The following is a 17,496-nucleotide window of genomic DNA, read 5'->3' as shown; positions in this document are numbered from 1 at the left end:
ACTACCTACTCAAATGGTGGGCATATTCCTTCTGATTTGTCATATCTCGCGTATTGTCCCTGAGGGAAGGAGGAGAGACGAAGTACGCATGATATAAGTAAGGCGCTTCTTTCAATATGAATGATGGAGTTTCATGTTGAGAGAAGTTTTTATTTTGTATTGCCTTTGTGAGTATATTATGAGGAAATGCTAAGAGGGTGTTTGTCCTGTTGAAAAAATGTTGAGAATTTCTCAACAGTAAAAGAATTAGCATTGACATGAAACTAAAAGGTGTTATATTATCGAAGTGTAACCAAAAGGTGTTATGTTATAACGCCGAGTAAAGGAGAATGAACATGGAACAACAAAATACATTAAATGATATTAAACAAACAATCATTTTTAACGCGTCTATTCAAAAGGTTTGGAGTGTAGTATCAACTGCAGAAGGGATTGCGTCATGGTTTATGCCAAATGATTTTGTATTAGAGGTAGGGCATGAATTTCATGTGCAATCGCCATTTGGGCCATCACCATGTAAAGTGTTAGAAATTGATGAGCCAAACCATTTATCTTTCTCATGGGATACAGATGGCTGGGTTGTTTCATTTAATTTGAAAGACTTAGGAGATAACAAAACAGAATTTACGTTAATTCACGGCGGCTGGAAACATCCTGATGAAATTCTTCCGAAAGCGAATGCGAAGAGCTCTATTATTCGCGATAGAATGAGCGGTGGTTGGGTAGCGATTGTAAATGAAAAACTGAAAAAGGTTGTCGAAGGCTAAGTGTCCTCGTCAGCAGCGAAATATGATGTATTTCAAGCAATTGCTGATCCAACCCGCCGAGAAGTAATACGGTTATTAAGTGACAAAGAGTTACCGATTTCCAAAATAACGGATCATTTTCCGATGAGTCGTACTGCGGTTGTAAAGCACCTTCATATTCTTTCGGAAGCGAATTTAGTAAGTGGAAGAAAAAGCGGAAGAGAGAAGATATATCGTTTGCATCCAGAACCATTAGAAGAATTACAACAGTGGCTCTCGTATTATGAACGTTTTTGGGATAATAAATTATCCATGCTGAAACATATTGTGGAGAATGAAGAATAAAAAAAGGGTGACCAAAATGGTCATCCTTTTTATTGTTGCTCACTTGTTTGTGTAGCTGGCTTTAATAAAAGCCAAGCAATAATTAATGTAAATACTGCTAATACGAAAGTGCTCATATAAATGACATGTACGCTTGATGCTAATGCGGATTGTGATTCGGTTACTACGTTTGCTGTAGTACCGCCATGTCCACCAGATACAAGATCAAGATTTTTAATACCACGTGCGTGAATCATCGTATTGAAGATTGTACCGAATATTGCAGCACCTAACGTTTGACTAAATGTATTAATAAATGTATTTAAACCAACAGCTGTCCCGCGTGTATGAGCTGGCACGGCTGCTTGAATTGTTACCATGTAAATCGGTGTCACAAGCCCCATTCCTAAGCCGAATAATCCGACTGCTACATAAATAAGGAACGATGGTGAATTTGTTGATAGTGTAAATAATAAGAACGTAGCAACTGATAAGATGCTAGCTCCAAGTAAAATAATTTGTTTCGTTTTTAACTTGCCAACTAAGTTACCCGAGAACATAGCACCAAATGTCCACATAACAGGAATTGGCATTAAAATGAGTCCAGCTTCTGTTGCATTTTTTCCTAAAACACCCTGGCTCCAAATTGGAAGATACACAGTAATACTAATAATCATTGCGCCAGCAATAAGAGTTAATATATTTATCGTAGATAATGTACGGTTAGAGAAAAGTGCTAGCGGAATTAATGGTTCCGGAGATTTTTTCTCGATGAATAAGAAAATAATAAATGAAACGACGGCGAAGATTAATAGGCCGATAATTGTTATGTCTCCCCAGTTTTGCTTACTGCTACCTGTTAATAATGCATATAGTAGAGCGATTGTACTTAATGAGAAGACTGTTGCACCAAGATAATCGATATGATGTTTAGCAGGTTTAATAGATTCTTTGTAGTAAATTACAATCATTAAGCAAGCGATAATTCCGAATGGGACGTTTAAGAAGAAAATATAACGCCAAGAAAGAGAATCAACTAAAAATCCACCTACTAACGGTCCGATAACACCGGATACACCCCAAACGGCACTCATCCAACCTTGTGCTTTCGCGCGGTCTTTCGCTTCGCTATATAAGTCTCCAATAATCGTCATTGTGATGGGCATAACAGCACCAGCACCGATACCTTGAAGCGCGCGGAAGAAAATTAATTGTTCCATCGATGTAACGACTCCGCAAAGTGCAGAACCGACTAAAAAGATTGTAGCCCCGATCAGTAAAACCTTTTTACGACCGAATAAATCAGCGAGCTTTCCGTATATTGGAGTCGAAACAGCTGTTGCAAGCATATAAATTGCATATACCCAACTAACAAGTTCGACGCCTGACAAATCACTCGTTATACGAGGGATTGCTGTACTAACAATCGTTCCTTCTACCGCAGAAAGAAACGTCATTAACATTAAAGACATCATGACTTTTTTTCTCATTTGTTTTCCCCTTACCCTTTTTAAATATTCAACAATATAAAATATAAAGGTACTAAGGTATATAAAGCAACAAAAAAGCAATGGAAAGTTACATGGAGCAGATGTTTGTCGCTTCTTGTCGGTAAGTCGATATATTTGAGAAATCGCCGATATAAGTTGTAGAATCGCTGATAAATTTGGAAAATCGCCGATATAATTACAGAATCGCTGATATATCTGTGGAATCACCGATAATAATTTCATGTACCTATAAAAAAAGAAACAGGAATCCCTGTTTCTTTTTTTAATATTGCATTTTCGCGTTTTCTCCAGCTGTCGTTCCAGCAATTCTACCAGTAACAAGGGCTGATGTAATATTATAGCCACCAGTATAACCGTGGATATCAAGAACTTCTCCGCAGAAATATAAGCCGTTCGTAAATTTAGAAGACATTTCTTTCGGATTAATTTCTTTCACGGATACACCTCCGCCAGTAACGAATGCTTTTTCAATTGACTGCGTACCATTTACATTCACAGTAAACTCTTTAAAGTCTTTCACAAGTGCACGAATCTTTTCGTGAGAAACTTGTCCAGCTTGTTCACTACCGTCAATTTCATTTTTTTCTAATAAGAATAGGAAGTAACGTTCAGGGACATAACCTTTTAAAACGTTTTTAATTCCTTTTTTCGGATCTTCTTTCATTTGTTTCAGCATGCGCTGAAATAATTGCTCACTATTTTCCTCTGGCAATGCATCAATACTCATTTGTATTGTGTTCGTTTTAAACTTTTTAAGTGCTTTCACGACGAATTGACTACAGCGAAGAGCAGCAGGACCAGATAGGCCAAAATGAGTGAAGAGCATGTCCATTTTGTGAGAAATGATAGCTTTTCCTTTCGGGTTTAATACGCTTAAGTTTATATCACGTAAAGCAAGACCTTGTAATGAGCGATCACGTATAAACGGCTCGTTTGACAGGATAGGTACTTCTGTTGGGAATAATTCTGTAATTGTATGACCTGCTTTTTCAGCCCAAGCGTATCCGTCTCCAGTGGAACCAGTTTGAGGAACAGATTTTCCGCCAACAGCGATAACGACGTGATTTGTTTCTAACACTTCGCCTGTTTGCAGTACAACTGCTTTCGTTTGACCATTTTCATATTCAATCGTTTCAACAGGCGTATTTGTACGGATTTTTACACCTAAGTTTTTTAATCGTGTTAAAAGTGCGTCTACAACAGATTGCGCTTTGTTTGACACAGGGAACATGCGACCGTGGTCTTCTTCTTTCAATTTAACACCGAGATTTTCGAAGAATGTAATAATATCTTCATTATTAAAAATAGAAAAAGCGCTGTATAAGAAGCGACCGTTTCCTGGTATATGTTTAACAATTTCATCAAGTGGTAGACGGTTTGTTACGTTGCAGCGTCCGCCACCAGAAATCGCAAGTTTACGCCCAAGTTTATTTCCTTTATCAAGAAGTAAGACATTTGCGCCTTCTTCTGCAGCACCAATTGCAGCCATTAGCCCAGAAGGACCGCCGCCGATGACAATAACATCATAATGCATAATATATCGACCTCATTTTCTACATTTCCTGCCTAAAAGAATAGCATGTTTTCCCTTAAAAGAAAAATAGAGTGAAGTACTGCTTAATGAGAGAATTGTGGTACAATACAAAAGTTAGAGTTCAGCACTATCCTGCTATTTGTAGGCGATAAGACTAAAACCTCAAGATTTAGGAGAAGTAAATAGGGAGTCTGTTAGCCTGTAAATGCTCGAATGGTTCAACTAATAAGGAGTAGGAGAGAAGTCTCCAACTAATTATAGTTTCACTTTATGTAGATGTAGGAGGATTTTTGTATGTCCGATTCGAAATTTCTGCGCGGAACGCTTATTGTTACGCTAGGGACATTTTTAGTAAAGTTCTTAGGCATGATTTACGTCTTTCCGTTTCATGCATTAGTAGGCACAGAAGGCGGAACGCTCTATACATATGGATACATTCCATATACGATCTTTTTAAGTATCGCAACGGCAGGTGTGCCGCTTGCTGTTTCAAAATTTGTTTCCAAATATAATGCGCTTGGCGATTATAAAACGAGCCGGAGAATGTTCCGCTCGGGAATGGTTATGATGATAGTAACAGGAGTTCTTTCGTTCCTAGTACTGTACATGACGGCGCCACTGTTTGCAGAAGCGATGCTTGGTAAACAAAGTATACACAATAATGTAGGAGAAGTTACGACGATCATTCGTCTTGTAAGTTTCGCACTTATTGTTGTACCAGCAGCGAGTTTAATTCGTGGTTATTTCCAAGGTCACCAGTCTATGGGACCAACTACCGTTTCACAAATTATTGAACAAATTATTCGTATCGTCTTTTTATTAGCTGGTAGTTTTATCGTTATTAAAGTACTTGGCGGTACAGTTGCAACAGCAGTTGGAGTAGCGACATTTGCTGCGTTCGTTTCAGCGGTTGGAGCACTCGGTGTGTTAATTTGGTACTGGTTAAAACGTAAAAAATATTTGGATCAATATTTAATTGAACAAACTGTACCAGAATCAACAGTAAGTACCGTTCAATTGTTTAAAGAGTTATTCGCATATGCGATTCCTTACGTTGTAATTGGGTTAACAATTCCTTTATATCAACAAATTGATACATTGACATTTAACTCAATTATGCAGGTGATTGGTCAAGGTGATATCGCAGAGCGAGCGCTTGGTATTTTCACAATGTGGACGCATAAGTTAATTATGATTCCTGTATCACTTGCAACAGCGTTTAGTTTAACGCTTGTACCAGCAATTACAAAATCATTTACTGAAAAACAATACCGCTATTTGAAATTACAAATTACACAAACATTCCAAGCAAATATGTTTTTAACATTGCCAGCAGTTATCGGTATTTCAACACTTGCATATCCAATTTACACTGCTTTTTATGACTCAGATCCATTAGGTGGACAAGTATTAATGTGGTATGCACCAGTTGCATTGTTATTTGCTTTATTTACAGTAACAGCGGCAATTCTTCAAGGGATTAATCAGCAGAAGCATGCGATTGTCGCGCTTATTATGGGTGTTATTTTGAAATTTGTATGTAACGTAATCTTTATTCGTTATTTCGGTACAGTAGGAGCAATTCTAGCGACCGCAGTTGGTTTCTTAGCTTCTGTTTGGTATACAAATCGACAAATTAAAAAATACGCACATTATTCATTCGGTGTTGTATATAAAAGAACATTCCAAATTGCAGTACTGACACTTATAATGGTCGTTGCTGTAAAACTATCACAATGGCTTCTATCCTTCATGATTTCGCCTGATGGCCGTATTGGTGCTCTTATAACAGTTGCGATTTGTGCAGGTATTGGTGGTCTTGTTTACGGATTGTTAGCAATTCGCACAGGAGTACTTGAAAGAGTATTTGGCGGAGAAGCATTAGATAAAATTCAACGTAAACTTGGTAGTAGATTTAAAATAAAGTTGAAATCAAGAGGGGCGTAATTACGTCCCCTTTTCTATGATAAATAAAGAAGGTGAAAAACGTGAGATTAGATAAATTATTAGCGAATATGGGATATGGAAGTAGAAAAGAAGTAAAGAAATTATTGAAAGATGGCGTTGTGAAAATTGATGGAACGCCAGTAAAAGATGCGAAAGTTCATGTAAATGTAGAAGAGCAAGAAGTTATGATTCACGGTGAAGTTGTGGAATACAAAGAGTTTGTTTACTTAATGATGCATAAACCACAAGGTGTTATTTCAGCGACGGAAGATGATAATCATGAAACAGTAATAGATTTATTAGAATTAGAAGATGCAATCTTTGATCCGTTCCCAGTTGGACGACTTGATATCGATACGGAAGGTTTCTTATTGATAACAAATGATGGGAAGTTATCACATCAATTATTATCTCCGAAAAAGCATGTGCCGAAAAAATATTATGCACACGTTGCAGGAGTAGTAACAGAAGAGGATGTAAAAGAGTTTGCTAAAGGTGTTATTTTAGACGATGGCTATGAAACAAAGCCAGGTGCGCTTACAATATTGAAAAGCGATGATATTTCTGAAATTGAGCTTGTGATTACGGAAGGGAAATTCCATCAAGTGAAGCGTATGTTTGAAGCGGTAGGGAAAAAAGTAGTCTACCTAAAGAGAACAGAGATGGGTCCGTTAGTATTAGATGAAGAACTAGAACTTGGACAATACCGAGAGCTAACAGATGAAGAAGTAGAAATGTTAAGAACATATCAAGTAGATACTGAAAAGTAGTACCTTTATAGGTGCAGAAAAAACCCCTTTCTAATAGTTAGAAAGGGGTATGTATTTATTTACATACAATTATTTTTCGTTATGAGGTCATTCTCACTTTCTTTCCTGTTGTTGTCCACTTACCGCGGCAAGGGCTATACACGAGTTCATTAAACTGCAACACATTTAGATCACGTTGTATCGTTCGCGGTGTGATCCCGAACTCATCTACAAGGTCTTTCGTCGTTACCGTTCCGTTTTCATTGATGTACATATAAATTGATTTAATGCGTGTTAGCATACGAGTAGTTGTAGGTTTCAAGAGAAAACCACTCCTCTACTAGTTTTTTTGACCCCATTCAGGAAAGAAGGTCGTTACTACCATTGTACTCTACATGATAAAATTCATGCTTTAATCTACTTAAATTTTACAAAAGTTTAACAAATATTTATATAGAAAAATATTGGTAGTTGACATTGTATATATGGTCAGTCAACTAACACATAAAATTCTACGTAAAACGCCAAATTCCTGCAAATTTTTTTGAAAAAATAAAAGAAAAACTAATAAGAAATGTCTGAAATATTACAATTGTTCGGTATTTAGTTTTCGTGTATGGCATAAGGGATTTCGGTTTGCTATGATGAAAGAGATAATATAGTGAAGGATGGATGCGTGATGTCAGCGATTAATTGGACTGAAGAAGTTGCAAAACGAAAAGATGATTTAATTCGTGATACACAACAATTTTTACAAATTAAAAGTGTATGGGAAGAAGAATCCGCGAAAGAAGGCGCACCATTCGGTGAAGGTGTAGAAAAAGCGCTATCTTTCATGTTACATAAAGGAGAAGCTGAAGGTTTTGCTTCTAAAAATTTAGAAGGATATGCAGGTCATCTTGAAATGGGACAAGGAGAAGAGTTAGTAGGTATTCTTTGTCACGTTGATGTTGTACCAGAAGGAGATGGCTGGACGACTCCTGCGTATAGTGCGGATATTCGCGACGGAAAGATTTTTGCACGTGGTGCAATTGACGATAAAGGCCCAACGATGGCAGCATATTATGCAATGAAAATTGTGAAAGAATTAGGCTTACCTCTTTCAAAACGTGTTCGTATGATTATAGGAACAGATGAGGAAAGCAATTGGAAATGTGTAGATCACTACTTTAAAAACGAAGAAATGCCAACAATCGGTTTTGCACCAGATGCAGACTTTCCAATTATTAATGCAGAAAAAGGAATTTCTGATATACAAGTTGTGCAAAATGGTAGTGAAGAGAAAAAAGATACATATGAACTTGTTTCATTTGATTCAGGGCGTCGTTTAAATATGGTTCCTGATTTTGCAGAAGCGGTTATTACAGGAGAAGATGTAAATGCACTTACAGTAGCATATGAAGAGTATTTACAAACTGCTAAAAAAATAGGGAAATCGACTATAGAAGGCAATACAGTGACGTTGCAAATAGAAGGAATTTCAGCGCACGGATCTACTCCTGAAAAAGGAGAAAATGCAGGTTTATTATTAGCAAACTTCTTAACTACAGTTTCACTTGATGGAAAAGCAACTGCATTTGCGACATTTGCAACAGAAACATTTACTGGTGATATTTTTGGTGAAAAAGCTACTATTGCTTATAAAGATGAAATTAGCGGTCCATTAACAGTGAATGTTGGTCGCCTTTCTTATAAGAAAGAGAATGGTGGTAATTTAGGATTAAACGTACGTTACCCAGTTACGACTAACTTTGAAGAAATGATTGCAAAGTTAAAAGAATATGTAGGTACGTATGGATTTGCAGTAGCAGACTATTCTAACTCTCGTCCGCATCACGTTGATAAAGATCACGAGTTAATTCGTACGTTGCAACGTGTATATGAGGAACAAACAGGTGAAAAAGCTGAATTGTTAGCAATCGGCGGAGGTACTTATGCTCGCTCATTAAAAGCTGGTGTGGCATTTGGACCGCTATTCCCTGGAAAAGAAGAACTTGCGCATCAAAAAGATGAGTACATTGAAATTGAAGACTTATTAAAAGCAACAGCAATTTATGCGCAAGCAATTCATGAACTAGCGAAGTAAAGTGAAACTTTAATCGCCGATATATGAATAATGACCGCTCTCTACTTTAGAGGGCGGCTTCTTTTTAATTGAATGAGATAAGAAAGAAAAGAAACAATAGAAAGAAGGAGACGGTGTACATGGATAGGCATTATTTTGTCGCAATTACGTTACCAAATCATATAAAAGAAGTGCTGTCTAACTATAAAGAGGATACGAATGAGGAATTACCATTTCGCTCGTGGGTACATAAGGAAGATTATCATATTACCCTTTCCTTTTTAGGAGGTGCGACAGAAGAACAGTTAAAAGGTATAAAGAATGGATTACAAACACTTACAAAAACAAAAGAACTATCGTTCACGTTACAAGGTTTTTCAACGTTTGGTAGAGAAGATCAGCCCCGTATTTTTTGGGCGAAGGTAAGTGAGAATCACGATTTGTTTCAGTTGCAAAAGCAAGTACATGTCATTTGTGAAGAAAATGGATTTTCTCTAGAAACACGCCCGTATCATCCACATATTACTGTTGCTCGTAAATGGATAGGAGAAGAAAAGTTTCATTTAGAAAGTATAAAAGAAGTACCTGAAATATCATTTCAAGCAGATACAATTACTTTATACGAATCCCACGTGAAAGAAACCCCGAAGTATAAATCGATTGCTGAAATAAAATTACAAAAATAGAATGGTGAAAACGTTTTTTATGCAGGTGAATATACTATAGAGAAGAATGGAGTTACTGTATAGAGTCTTGTTGATAAGAAAAGCCTTATCATTTGCAGCTCATTTTATCTCGCTCATTAAAGTTTCACTTTATTTTAACTTTGAGAATGATGGTGATTTTTTTATGTTGAAAGTAAAACGTCCATTTGATGCCTATTTAGATGAAATGAATAAAATTACAATTTTGCTCCCACATGCGTATGGAACAAGTCGGACATTTCGTTTGCAAGAAGGAAGTAATGGGAAAGATTTACCGATTGCTCATACGATTGCGCTTCCAGATGCAACGAAGTATGAGTGCTTTATAGAAGAGCCGCTAGATGTGGGAAAGTATTATACAGTACGAGATGAACGGAATGAAGAAACGGATTTACAAATAGGTGCTGTTATTCGAACAACAATTTTCGATGAAAAGTATTATTACGAAGGTACAGATTTAGGTGCTGTGTATCAAAAAGAAGAAACGACATTTAAAGTATGGGCCCCAACTGCAAGGCTTGCGAAAGTAAGAATTTATAAGAGCGATAAAGAATATGCCGATCATGAAATGTACAGGGGAGAAAACGGAGTTTGGATTCAAACATTACAAGGTGATTTAGACGGAGCACGCTATACATTTCTCGTTTGTATTAATTTAATATGGAACGAAGCTGTAGATCCTTATGCAAAGTCGGTGACGGTAAACGGAAAACACGGTGTTGTTATCGATTTAGAAAAAACGAATGTAACAAGAAGAGAAGGATTACCACCATTACAATCAATGACAGATGCCATATTGTATGAACTGCATATTCGTGATGCGACTATACATCAAAATAGTGGAGTGATTCAAAAGGGAACATATAAAGGATTGATGGAAGAGGGAACAACAGGACGGAATGGGACTTTAACAGGGTTGTCTCATATAAAAGATTTAGGTGTTACACATGTTGAACTATTACCGTTATATTGTTTCGGTGGTGTAGATGAGGCGAATCCTTCGTCTGCCTATAATTGGGGCTATAATCCATTATATTACAATGCACCAACAGGATTTTATGCTACAAATCCCTCTGATCCGTATAACAGGATAGTAGAGTGTAAACAGTTGATTGAGACATTTCATGAGCATGGTATTAGGGTAATTATAGATGTTGTATATAATCATGTTTATGAAAGAGAGCTATCATCATTTGAAAAGCTTGTTCCAGGATACTATTTTCGTCATGGTGAAGATGGTATGCCTTCTAATGGGACGGGAGTCGGAAATGATATAGCATCTGAACGGAAAATGATGAGGAAATTCATTGTAGAGTCTATTTTATATTGGCTTACTGAATATAATGTCGATGGATTCCGATTCGACTTAATGGGAATTTTAGATGTTGATACAATGAATATGATAGAAAAAGAAGTGCGAAACATAAAACGAGATGCTTTGTTATTAGGAGAAGGATGGGATTTACAAACACCGCTTCCTCGTGAGGAAAAAGCAACGTTAAATAATGCGAAGAAAATGCCACATATGGCGCAGTTTAATGATCAATTTCGTGATGGGATAAAAGGGAGTACATTTCATATAAATAAGCGTGGTTTTGCATTTGGTGGGCATGTAGACTGTAATCATTTGCAGTATATTGCAGCAGGAAGCCTTTTAAGTATGAAAGAAACAGGGCTGTTTCTAGAGCCGGCCCAAAGCATTAACTATGTAGAATGTCATGATAATATGACGATGTGGGATAAACTAGTGCGCAGTAATGAAGAATCAGAAGCGATTTTGAAAAAACGTCACCTGCTAGCGAGCGCAATGGTTATTCTTTCACAAGGTATTCCTTTCTTACATGCAGGACAAGAGTTTTATCGTACGAAGAAAGGAAATGAAAATAGCTATAATGCAAGTGATGAGATCAATCAATTAGATTGGGATCAAAAAGAGAAAGAAATAGAGACCGTTAACTATATAAAAGGTTTAATTGCGATTCGTAAAGAGCATGGGGCATTCCGATTACAAAACGCAGACCTTATAAAAAAACATATGACTTTTTTACAAACATCTACAGAAGTACTTGCATATCACCTAGAGCATGCAGAATCGTTTGGGCCGTGGAAAGAGATTGTCGTTTTATTTAATAGCGGTTTAGAAGCTAAAACTGTGCAACTTCCGAAAGAAGAAACGTGGCATGTGATAGTAGACGAAAAGCAAGCGAAAATAGAGCCAATTTCTTCATTTAGAGGAAAGGAACTTAGGCTCGCTCCAATTAGCACGTATATATTGACGATAATGTGACAAATCGCTACTTGACGATGAGAATGTAATAAATGTAGAATTGACAAAGGTGACGATTTTGATAAGTTGTCATTCTATGACAGGTTTTGTAAAATAAAATAGAGAATTTTTGGCTGAGGCTAATTTTTCTTTTCATTTACAGTAAAATATATGAATCCACAACATGTGTAGAAATGTTGCGGTTTTTCTTTTCATAACTATAAAAGATAAGGATTTGTTAACGGGTAATGAATATGGAATGGTTGGAACAATTATTAGGAAAAGAGTGGAGTCTTGTACCGGCTGGTGGAGTAACGGGCGATGCATATATTGCGCAAAACGGACAACAGAAGTTATTTTTAAAGCGGAATACATCGCCCTTTTTAGCGGTATTGTCAGCAGAAGGAATTGTTCCAAAATTACTTTGGACAAGAAGGGTAACGAACGGTGATGTAATTTCTGCTCAAAAATGGCTTCCGGGACAGAAGTTAGAGCCAGAGGATATGAAACTAGAACGTGTTGCGAAACTTTTGAAGAAAATTCACTCCTCTAAAGCGCTTGTACAGATGATTCAAAGACTTGGGAAGCAACCGCTTCACGCACAAGAGTTATTACAACAACTGCAACTCGTTTTAAGAGGAGATATAAGGGATGATGAAACAATTCAGCAAGGCCTTCAATATTTAATGGATTCATTAAAAGCTATTGAATACAATGAATTCGTTGTATGCCATTGTGATGTAAACCATAACAACTGGATATTGTCGGATGAAGATGAGTTGTTTTTAATTGATTGGGATGGAGCTGTAATTGCTGACCCAGCTCTAGACCTTGGTATGTTATTATATTGGTACATTCCGCGCCAGGAGTGGAGTGAGTGGCTCGGTTTTTATGATATTGAAATGGATGAATCGCTGCTTAGGCGCATGAGATGGTATGTGATAGCACAAACGATTTTGTCTATTCAATGGCATACAACAAAAAAACAGCAAGCAGAAGCTGAATATTGGCATCAATATTTACAGCAACTACTTGCTTCAGAATAATACTTAAGAAAAATTGTCCATTCCAGCAATCCACTGAGTAAGTTGTTCTTGATTATTGGAAATATGGTTGTCCAAATTAGAGGAAGATTTACCCGATTGACTATAAGAATATACATCGTTTAGCATTGTTTTAGCGTCACTACTTATATTATCGTTTGCGAGTAACGATTGAATGAGGCGCTCTAATTGCTCGCATTCTGAAACTGTCCCGCAGCAATCACTTTGGTGGTTGACTAAAATATCTTTCAGCACTTCTAATTGATGTTGTTGATTAATTGGCATGAACGGATCATCCTTTCGATTGTTTTTCTCTTCAAATGTAAGAGAAAAAGCTGTTTCGTCATGGAATGTTTAATGCTGTATGTAGTTTTTATCAAAATGGTACATCTTATACTTGAAAGAAACGGACCGAGTGCTCGTACGTACTTGGTTTTTTGTTTGGTAGATTGATAAAAAAAAGAAAGAAGGAATTATTCCTTTAAAATAGTTTTGTAAAGAGAGGGAGACATCTATGCGTTTAAGACATAAACCATATGCAATGGATCGAATTAACGAGTATTCACATATCGTAATCGGAAACCCAGAGGAGCGCGCTGGTAACTGGAAAGAAGTATTTGGAAATGAACAACCAATTCATATTGAAGTAGGTACAGGTCGTGGCCGCTTTATGTATGATATGGCAAAAGCGAATCCACATATTAATTATATTGGAATTGAAAAATTCACAAGTGTTGTTGTAGATGCACTTGATAAATTAATTGAAGAAGAAGTGCCGAACTTAAAGTTAATTAATAAAGATGCTGAAGATTTAACAGTTTTCTTTGCAAAAGGTGAGATTGATCGCGTTTATTTAAACTTCTCAGATCCATGGCCAAAGAAGCGTCATACGAAGCGTCGTTTAACGTATAAAACGTTTTTACGCAATTATGAAGAAGTGTTAGTAGAAGGCGGAGAAATTCATTTCAAAACAGATAACCAAGGTTTATTTGAATATTCTCTTATGAGTATGGCTGAGTATGGTATGTTACTAACTTACTTAAGCTTAGATCTTCATAACAGCGACTTTGAAGGTAACATCATGACTGAATACGAAGAGAAATTCTCTAGTAAAGGTCATCGTATTTACCGAGTTGAAGCAAAATATCGTACAGAGCCTATGCAGTAATGCATAGGTTTTTTTATATCTAAAATAATCAGAATTTTATGTTAAGATTAATTGAAAGGGGGATGTGTAATGGAACAGTTACAAATTGGAGATATAAAAGTAACGTGGTTAAAAGGCGGAAATACACATTTAGATGGAGGGGCAATGTTTGGTGTTGTGCCGAAAGTACTTTGGTCACGTAAATATAAACATAATGACACAAATCATATTTACTTACGAACAGATCCGTTACTTTTACAAACGAAAGATGGAAATATGCTCATTGATTCAGGAATAGGAAACGGTAAGTTGGATGAGAAGATGAAACGAAATCAAGGTGTAACAGAAGAATCATCGGTTTATGAATCGTTAGAAAAACAGGGATTAAAGCCTGAAGATATTCAATATGTTTTAATGACACACCTTCATTTTGATCATGCATCTGGCCTAACAAAATGGGATGGAGATCACCTTGTACCAGCGTTTCCAAATGCGAAAGTTTATGTAAGTGAAACAGAGTGGAATGAAATGAGGAACCCAAATATTAGATCCCGTAATACATATTGGAAGGAAAATTGGGAACCGATTGTAGATCAAGTTGTTACGTTTCAGCAAGAAATAGAAATTACAGATGAAATCAAGATGGCACATACGGGTGGGCATAGTGATGGACATGCAGTCATCATTTTGGAGAGTCAAGGGGAAACGATGCTACATTTAGCAGATCTCTTGCCGACGCACGCGCATCAAAATGTATTATGGGTAATGGCATACGATGATTATCCGATGACCTCGATTGAAAATAAACAAAAATGGATGAAGTATGGTGCTGAAAAAGAGGCATGGTTTACGTTTTACCATGACGCATATTATCGCGCTGTGAAGTGGAATGAGGAAGGTCATATCGTAGAAAAAATAGAACGGAAAACGAGTATAGAAGCATAAAAATAGGAGGTTGTTCCATCATATTTATTGGAGCAGCTTCTTTTTTATTGTCGGGTTTTGTCGGTAAGTCGATATATTTAAAAAATCGCTGATATAATTTTAATCAATACCCGCAATTTCAAAAAAATAAGAGGTTCACCTAATGGGAACCCTCCGTTTTATGCTGCTATAACCTCTAAAACAGTACCTGTTTTAGCATCAACTAAAAATTCAAATCGTTCTTGTATATCATCTAACATTGTTGTAAGACCGCCGCGATAAACTTCATATGCGACATCATATTTTTCAAATGTCTCTGGAACCATATGTACCCAAGAGCCAGTAATTTCACCTTTATGACTTAATGCTTGTTTCACCATTTTCAATGCTTTTTCTGAAGAAATATGGGATTGTTCTTGTACTTTGTTTGCAACGAGATAACCAGCTGCGAACCCAACGCCAAGACCTGCTACTAAACCTTTCCAGCTCATATATTCACCTCAATTCTATAAAATAAAAATAGTGTACCAATAATAATTATAAAGCAAATACAGCTAAAAAAGAAGAAACTAGAAACATTTCGAAAATTTCGTTACAATAAAAGAGGTATTCTACTAAGGTTTGAAAGAAGGGGACTTCGTGAATAAAGAGACATTGCAATTATTTCGTACGTTAACAGAATTACAAGGTGCATCAGGTTTTGAACATGATGTACGCCGTTTTATGAAACAAGAATTAAGCAAATATGCGGATGAAATTGTACAAGACGGTTTAGGTAGCGTATTTGGTCTGAAAAAAGGGGACGAAACTGGCCCGCGTGTTCTTGTAGCAGGTCATATGGATGAAGTAGGTTTCATGGTTACGCAAATTACGAAAAACGGAATGCTTCGTTTTCAAACGTTAGGCGGCTGGTGGAGCCAAGTTTTATTAGCGCAGCGTGTACAAGTTATGACGAAGAATGGTCCTGTTATTGGGGTTGTTGGTTCTATTCCTCCTCATTTATTAAGTGACGCGCAACGTGCAAAACCGATGGATATAAAAAATATGTTAATTGATATAGGTGCAGATAGTTATGAAGATGCGATTGAAATTGGTGTAAAACCGGGACAACAAATCGTGCCGATTTGCCCATTCACACCGATGGCAAATGAGAAGAAAATTATGGCGAAAGCTTGGGACAACCGTTACGGATGTGGTCTTGCAATCGAATTGTTAAAAGAATTAAAAGATGAAACATTACCAAACACATTATATTCTGGTGCTACTGTACAAGAAGAAGTAGGCCTTCGCGGAGCGCAAACCGCTGCAAATATGATTCAACCAGACATTTTCTATGCGCTTGATGCAAGTCCAGCAAACGATGCATCTGGTGACAAAACGCAGTTCGGTCAATTAGGAAAAGGTGCCCTTCTTCGTATTTACGATCGCACGATGGTAACACATAGAGGAATGCGCGAATTCATTTTAGATACAGCAGAAACAAACAACATTCCGTACCAATACTTTATTTCACAAGGTGGTACAGATGCTGGCCGTGTACATACAAGTAACTCTGGTATCCCATCAGCAGTAATTGGTGTTTGCGCACGCTACATTCATACACATGCTTCAATTTTACATGTTGATGATTATGCAGCGGCGAAAGAATTAATTACGAAGCTTGTAAGAACAACAGATAAAACGACGTTAGAGACAATTAAGAATAACGCGTAGAGAAGAAGGGCGAAAAACCCTTCTTTTTTTAGGTTGAATAGATGACCCAGCGATGAGTGGTGGCGGTTAGTGCCTAATGGGTGCTCGAATGATGTATTAAGACCGCGGATAGGAAGAAAGAAGAAGCCTGTTTTTGTGTTTAGGACCAGTAATATTGTAGAAAGCGACCTTCTTTTATGGGGAGAAGGAATTCCCTGGTGGTGTGTGGTAGTGGTTGGTACTTAATTTGTGCCGAAGCGGATATTAGAATAGAATGATGAATTTTTATAGAGGTGAACGAAATGAAGGTAGTAGTTGGATCGAAGAATAAAACGAAGGTTGGCGCTGTGGAGAAGGTTTGGAAAGATGCTGAAATTACATCTCTTTCTGTTCCTTCAGGAGTAGCAAATCAGCCGTTTTCAGATGAAGAGACGATGCAAGGAGCGATTAATAGAGCGAAGCGAGCGCTAGAGGAAGGAGGAGCTCAAATTGGTATTGGGCTAGAAGGCGGCGTAATGAAAACGGAGTACGGTTTATTTATGTGTAATTGGGGCGCGCTAGCAACAAGTGATGGTAAAATATTTGTTGCCGGCGGGGCACGTATTACGTTACCGGATGATTTTTTAGCACCTCTTGAAGAGGGCAAGGAGTTAAGTGAAGTGATGGAAGAGTTTGTACAGAGAAAAGATATTCGTAGTCACGAAGGTGCAATCGGTATTTTTACAGATGATTATGTTGATCGCACGGAATTATTTGTACACGTTGTTAAGTTACTTGTTGGGCAATATAAGTATGACAAAAAGCAAGCATAAACCTTGCACCATGCGTGATGTATGGTAGTATA

General features: G+C 37.1%; 17 protein-coding genes. 12 read left to right on the top strand and 5 right to left on the bottom strand.

What is annotated here, in order from left to right; translation table 11 throughout:
- The first annotated feature begins 335 nt into the window (after positions 1 to 335).
- Both QCI81_RS10470 and QCI81_RS10465 read left to right on the top strand, forming a co-directional pair.
- Entirely contained in the window at positions 336 to 767 is a 432-nt protein-coding gene (locus QCI81_RS10470; protein ID WP_069356322.1) for an SRPBCC family protein, read from the top strand.
- Positions 768 to 1,091 (top strand): ArsR/SmtB family transcription factor, encoded by a 324-nt coding sequence (locus QCI81_RS10465; protein ID WP_000098837.1) that lies wholly within the window; start codon positions 768 to 770, stop codon positions 1,089 to 1,091.
- 29 nt (positions 1,092 to 1,120) lie between these two features.
- Here QCI81_RS10465 and QCI81_RS10460 read toward each other — a convergent pair whose 3' ends face one another.
- Together QCI81_RS10460 and QCI81_RS10455 are read right to left on the bottom strand one after the other, a co-directional pair.
- The gene (locus QCI81_RS10460; protein WP_001228030.1) at positions 1,121 to 2,560 is read right to left on the bottom strand and encodes an MDR family MFS transporter; all 1,440 of its coding nucleotides are present in this window, start codon (positions 2,558 to 2,560) and stop codon (positions 1,121 to 1,123) included.
- Positions 2,561 to 2,843: 283 nt separating this feature from the next.
- Positions 2,844 to 4,115: a BaiN/RdsA family NAD(P)/FAD-dependent oxidoreductase gene (locus tag QCI81_RS10455; RefSeq protein WP_025118400.1), complete on the bottom strand. Its 1,272-nt coding sequence runs from the start codon at positions 4,113 to 4,115 to the stop codon at positions 2,844 to 2,846.
- A gap of 294 nt (positions 4,116 to 4,409) precedes the next feature.
- On the opposite strand from QCI81_RS10455, the gene QCI81_RS10450 reads away from it, so the two are divergent.
- Both QCI81_RS10450 and QCI81_RS10445 read left to right on the top strand, forming a co-directional pair.
- The gene (locus tag QCI81_RS10450; protein ID WP_353810709.1) at positions 4,410 to 6,062 is read left to right on the top strand and encodes a putative polysaccharide biosynthesis protein; all 1,653 of its coding nucleotides are present in this window, start codon (positions 4,410 to 4,412) and stop codon (positions 6,060 to 6,062) included.
- 41 nt (positions 6,063 to 6,103) lie between these two features.
- On the top strand, positions 6,104 to 6,832 hold the full coding sequence (locus QCI81_RS10445; protein ID WP_001234948.1) for a pseudouridine synthase: 729 nt from the start codon (positions 6,104 to 6,106) through the stop codon (positions 6,830 to 6,832).
- 79 nt (positions 6,833 to 6,911) lie between these two features.
- On the opposite strand, the gene QCI81_RS10440 is transcribed toward QCI81_RS10445, so the two are convergent.
- Positions 6,912 to 7,133 (bottom strand): DeoR family transcriptional regulator, encoded by a 222-nt coding sequence (locus QCI81_RS10440; protein WP_000805512.1) that lies wholly within the window; start codon positions 7,131 to 7,133, stop codon positions 6,912 to 6,914.
- Positions 7,134 to 7,490: 357 nt separating this feature from the next.
- Here QCI81_RS10440 and pepV point away from each other — a divergent pair, with 357 nt between their 5' ends.
- The 4 genes from pepV to QCI81_RS10420 all read left to right on the top strand — a co-directional run bounded on the left by pepV (position 7,491) and on the right by QCI81_RS10420 (position 12,892).
- Positions 7,491 to 8,897 carry a dipeptidase PepV gene (gene pepV, locus QCI81_RS10435; RefSeq protein ID WP_353810708.1) on the top strand — a complete coding sequence of 469 codons (1,407 nt, stop codon included), beginning with the start codon at positions 7,491 to 7,493 and terminating at the stop codon, positions 8,895 to 8,897.
- Positions 8,898 to 9,016: 119 nt separating this feature from the next.
- On the top strand, positions 9,017 to 9,562 hold the full coding sequence (thpR, locus tag QCI81_RS10430) for an RNA 2',3'-cyclic phosphodiesterase (RefSeq protein WP_000373843.1): 546 nt from the start codon (positions 9,017 to 9,019) through the stop codon (positions 9,560 to 9,562).
- A gap of 163 nt (positions 9,563 to 9,725) precedes the next feature.
- Positions 9,726 to 11,867, top strand: a complete 2,142-nt coding sequence (gene pulA / locus QCI81_RS10425) for a type I pullulanase (RefSeq protein ID WP_353810707.1) — start codon at positions 9,726 to 9,728, stop codon at positions 11,865 to 11,867.
- Between the two features lie 227 nt (positions 11,868 to 12,094).
- Entirely contained in the window at positions 12,095 to 12,892 is a 798-nt protein-coding gene (locus tag QCI81_RS10420) for a phosphotransferase family protein (protein ID WP_002094168.1), read from the top strand.
- Positions 12,893 to 12,895: 3 nt separating this feature from the next.
- Here the strand turns inward: QCI81_RS10420 and QCI81_RS10415 are convergent, their stop codons facing one another.
- On the bottom strand, positions 12,896 to 13,174 hold the full coding sequence (locus tag QCI81_RS10415) for a YtzH-like family protein (protein WP_001122235.1): 279 nt from the start codon (positions 13,172 to 13,174) through the stop codon (positions 12,896 to 12,898).
- Between the two features lie 229 nt (positions 13,175 to 13,403).
- Here QCI81_RS10415 and trmB point away from each other — a divergent pair, with 229 nt between their 5' ends.
- Together trmB and QCI81_RS10405 are read left to right on the top strand one after the other, a co-directional pair.
- On the top strand, positions 13,404 to 14,057 hold the full coding sequence (trmB, locus tag QCI81_RS10410; protein ID WP_001239383.1) for a tRNA (guanosine(46)-N7)-methyltransferase TrmB: 654 nt from the start codon (positions 13,404 to 13,406) through the stop codon (positions 14,055 to 14,057).
- A gap of 69 nt (positions 14,058 to 14,126) precedes the next feature.
- Positions 14,127 to 14,981 (top strand): YtnP family quorum-quenching lactonase, encoded by an 855-nt coding sequence (locus QCI81_RS10405; RefSeq protein ID WP_000436840.1) that lies wholly within the window; start codon positions 14,127 to 14,129, stop codon positions 14,979 to 14,981.
- A 158-nt stretch (positions 14,982 to 15,139) separates the two neighbouring features.
- Here QCI81_RS10405 and QCI81_RS10400 read toward each other — a convergent pair whose 3' ends face one another.
- Complete coding sequence (locus tag QCI81_RS10400; RefSeq protein WP_000118541.1) at positions 15,140 to 15,451, bottom strand: PepSY domain-containing protein; 312 nt, start codon at positions 15,449 to 15,451, stop codon at positions 15,140 to 15,142.
- Between the two features lie 148 nt (positions 15,452 to 15,599).
- Between QCI81_RS10400 and QCI81_RS10395 the strand changes: the two genes are divergently transcribed.
- Together QCI81_RS10395 and QCI81_RS10390 are read left to right on the top strand one after the other, a co-directional pair.
- On the top strand, positions 15,600 to 16,673 hold the full coding sequence (locus QCI81_RS10395) for a M42 family metallopeptidase (RefSeq protein ID WP_001031517.1): 1,074 nt from the start codon (positions 15,600 to 15,602) through the stop codon (positions 16,671 to 16,673).
- Positions 16,674 to 16,954: 281 nt separating this feature from the next.
- Positions 16,955 to 17,464 (top strand): DUF84 family protein, encoded by a 510-nt coding sequence (locus tag QCI81_RS10390; protein ID WP_095690125.1) that lies wholly within the window; start codon positions 16,955 to 16,957, stop codon positions 17,462 to 17,464.
- The last annotated feature ends 32 nt before the right edge of the window (positions 17,465 to 17,496 follow it).

The organism is Bacillus cereus group sp. MG20, assembly GCF_040459885.1.
Lineage (GTDB): Bacteria > Bacillota > Bacilli > Bacillales > Bacillaceae_G > Bacillus_A > Bacillus_A cereus.
The sequence above is the reverse complement of the archived record's forward strand: the minus strand, read 5'-3'. Positions and strand labels throughout refer to the sequence as shown.